This is a genomic window from Bythopirellula polymerisocia, from assembly GCF_007860015.1.
GTDB classification, from domain to species: domain Bacteria; phylum Planctomycetota; class Planctomycetia; order Pirellulales; family Lacipirellulaceae; genus Bythopirellula; species Bythopirellula polymerisocia.
The window spans coordinates 1-3,372 of the sequence record NZ_SJPS01000025.1; the positions used below are offsets into that span (position 1 = coordinate 1).

Genomic DNA, 3,372 nt, shown 5'->3' on the forward strand with positions numbered 1-3,372 from the left:
GCGGAGTGGCCTCGTAGGCCGCGCCCGCCCCCAACTCCTCCGCTGCTACGCAGCTACGGAGTTGGGGGCGGACCTACCGGCAGGGTTAACCCCAAAAACAAATGTGCGCATCTTGACGGACACTACCAAACAGATCTATCTCTTCCGCTCGATACTGCAACAACAAAAGAGCATTTGCCTCCCTTGCCTCGTACTCAGATGAATATCGACAAACAAAGCTCTGACATGGCTTGGTGGAGAGAAGCACAAAACGCTCGAGACGAACGCGTTGCTTGGTGGCAAGACGCTCGCTTTGGTATGTTTGTACATTGGAACGCCTCTTCACAACTTGGAGGCGTCTGGAGAGACAAGGTATACAGCGGCTATACCGAACACATCCAAAGACTAGCAACAATTCCTTGTGAAGTCTATCGTGAAGAAGTTGTAGGCGTCTTCAATCCAACCGAGTTTGATGCGGACAGGTGGATTAAGGCTGCTAAGTCGGCTGGCATGCGTTACTTCATCATCACAGCTAAGCACCATGATGGCTTTGCTATGTTTGATTCAGACGCTAGCGATTACAACATTCTCGACGCAACCCTTTTCGGACGCGATCCAATGAAGGAGCTGAAAGAGGCTTGCGAGCGTCATGATATACGCTTTGGCTTTTATTACTCACATGCATTTGACTGGGGTGAGCCCAACGGCGCTGGCAACGACTGGGATTATGACAATCCAGGTGGAAGCCAACTTCTTCATGGCGGGAGAAATTGGTATGACAAGAATCCTCATTTAGTACCCAAGTTTCGGACTTATGTCGACCAGAAAGCAATCCCTCAAGTGGTTGAACTTATCGAAAAACATGATCCAGACATTCTATGGTTCGATACTGCAGCGAAGCTTCCGCCAGAAGAGTGTCTTCGCGTGCTAAAAGCTGCAAGAGAAGTTGGGCCAGACGTTGTTATTAATAGCCGTATCGTGCAATACACAGGTCATGGTAATTACGGGGACTACCTGTCTACGGTCGATAGACCTGCTGATTTTCATCCAGTGTCTGAGGACTGGGAAGCTATTCCCACCACCAATGAATCTTATGGCTGGAGCGCCAATGATGAAAGCTATAAGCCATCCCTCTTCTTCATTCGCCTTCTAGCCAAAGCTGCGGTAGTGTCCGTCAAGATGCGCACATTTGTTTTTGGGGTTAACCCTGCCGGTAGGTCCGCCCCCAACTCCGTAGCTGCGTAGCAGCGGAGGTGCGCTGGGCATGGTCGAGCGATTGGGGGTGGAAGTCCCCTGTGGATCCTAACGGAGGTAACCACGAGGTGAAAGCAACTGCACGAGACGGAGTTTGGACATTGGACAATCGAAGTCTATCCCGCGAGGGCGTGTGGGGAGGAAGCCGTAGCCGAACTGCAGCACCGAACGTAAGTGAACCCTCAAACGGGCTTCTCGGACCTGGGTTAGCGTGCCTTCCAGCGCGACGCCCGATATCCGTTGGTGGCCGAGGAGTAGTGAGGGCGGAGGCGGCAGGACATTGTTCGATCTTACCCCAGGAGATCTCTGCGGGTCCGCCTATCGGTATTCCGGAAGAAGGCAACGACGACCGGTTGATGCCCGCAGAGAAGTCGGATCGCCTCATAGTAGTGCTGAAGCTGGGTAATGCCGGTGGAGCGAAGGGGGCGACAAGTTGTTAAGTGCTGGAACATGCCAACTGGCTTTCGCGTTTGCCGACAGCCCGCATGGGGGCAAGGACGAGAGAACCTCGGACGAATCCAAGGGAAAGTCGTACCTGCTGCTCAGAGCGAATACCAAGGAGGTAGATCATCCAGCCACCTGGGTAGCCGACGACACAAGTCGGTTACTGGAACAAGTAGCCTCGGTGTCTAATTTGGCCCGGGCGTTGCTTAACGTCGCGCGCAATAAAGGTGCGGCAGGTGTGGACGGACGTGGTGTACGGGAAGTGGTTGAGGCTTCGCCCCAACTGCTTGCTCAGCTACGCCGTGAATTGCTTTCGGGTACCTACCTGCCTGGCGACATTCGCCGGGTCTGGATTCCCAAGTCCGGTGGCGGGCATCGGGGCCTAGGTATTCCGAATGTCGTGGACCGCTGGGTTCAGCAGGCCGTACTCCAAGTTTTGGAGCCGATCTTCGAGCCGACGTTTCACGACAGCAGTCACGGATTCCGTCCGAGGCGTGGTGCACAAACGGCCATTGCTGCGGCCAAGCAATATCTCGCAGAAGGATATGCCTGGACGGTCGATATTGACCTTTCAAAGTTCTTCGATCGTGTTCACCACCAGCGGCTATTAAACCGCTTGGCGAACCACGTAAAGGATGGGCGTCTCCTAAAGCTAGTGTATGGCATGCTCAAGGCGAAGGTTGTGTTGCCCGATGGCACACGAACGGCCACGACCGAAGGCGCACCGCAAGGTGGTCCGCTTTCTCCGCTACTTTCCAATGTAGTTCTTGACGAACTCGATTGGGAACTGGCACGTCGTGGACTTCGGTTCGTGCGTTACGCCGACGACTTCAGCGTGTTCGTGAAAAGCGAACGTGCCGGTCGTCGGGTGATGGACTCCGTCAGTAAATTCATTGATAGACGCTTGCGTCTGCTGGTCAATGAAGACAAGAGTTCCGTCACGGGTCCGAATTATCTAACTTTCCTCGGCTTTCAACTCGGCAAGAATGCCGAGGGCCAAGTCATGGTGGCAATCTCTCGCCGAACTAAGGAGCGAATGGATGCCCGTATTCGTGAGCTAACGCCACGAGTCTGGGGTCAATCGCTGTCGACGTGCTTCGAGAGAACCGAACGCTACCTGCGAGGATGGATTGGATACTTTCGGTTGTGTACCGAAGATTCCCTGCGACCGCTCCACAAGTTCGACGCCCACATTCGGCGTCGTATTCGGGCGATTATCATTCGTCAGAAGAAGCGGGACCGGTATCTGTTCCGCCACCTGCAAACACGTGGCGTTTCTCGGAAGTCGGCGGCTAAGACCGCCTTCACTCGTGCTGGCGTTTGGAGACGCAGTGTCAGCTATGGCATCCATCAGGCGTATTCCAACGCCTGGTTCGCCGAACGATTGATGCCGCTCACCGACCGTTGGCATGCCTTGAACCCTTCCCGACAGGTCTTCATCAAACAGCAACGACTGTTTGAAACCTAAGGCAGCAACTTGAAGAGCCGGATGCGTGACCCGCAAGTCCGGTTCTGTGAGAGGCTTGGGGGAGAGATCCCCCGGGCCTACTCGACGAGTTGGGGGCGGACGCGGCCTACGAGGCCACTCCGCTGGTCTCCTTCGTCGTCTCTTGCAATCGCTCCATATCGAGGTACTTGCGCGTGCCCCATTTGGTACCAGCGACGTGTCGCAGTCTTGCGGATACCAGCATCAAT

The 3,372-nt window shown here is 54.8% G+C and carries 4 protein-coding genes; all 4 read left to right on the forward strand.

All coding sequences use genetic code 11. The features are described from left to right. A partial coding sequence (locus Pla144_RS25250) for a hypothetical protein (protein ID WP_231936546.1) occupies positions 1-202 on the forward strand: 202 nt, incomplete at its 5' end. Then, positions 199-1,224: an alpha-L-fucosidase gene (locus Pla144_RS24320; RefSeq protein ID WP_146453309.1), complete on the forward strand. Its 1,026-nt coding sequence runs from the start codon at positions 199-201 to the stop codon at positions 1,222-1,224. The genes Pla144_RS25250 and Pla144_RS24320, both read left to right, overlap by 4 nt. A gap of 77 nt (positions 1,225-1,301) precedes the next feature. Next, positions 1,302-1,673: a hypothetical protein gene (locus Pla144_RS24325; RefSeq protein ID WP_146453310.1), complete on the forward strand. Its 372-nt coding sequence runs from the start codon at positions 1,302-1,304 to the stop codon at positions 1,671-1,673. Beyond that, on the forward strand, positions 1,667-3,145 hold the full coding sequence (ltrA, locus tag Pla144_RS24330) for a group II intron reverse transcriptase/maturase (RefSeq protein WP_146453311.1): 1,479 nt from the start codon (positions 1,667-1,669) through the stop codon (positions 3,143-3,145). Before Pla144_RS24325 ends, ltrA begins: the two co-directional genes overlap by 7 nt. Positions 3,146-3,372 lie beyond the last annotated feature (227 nt).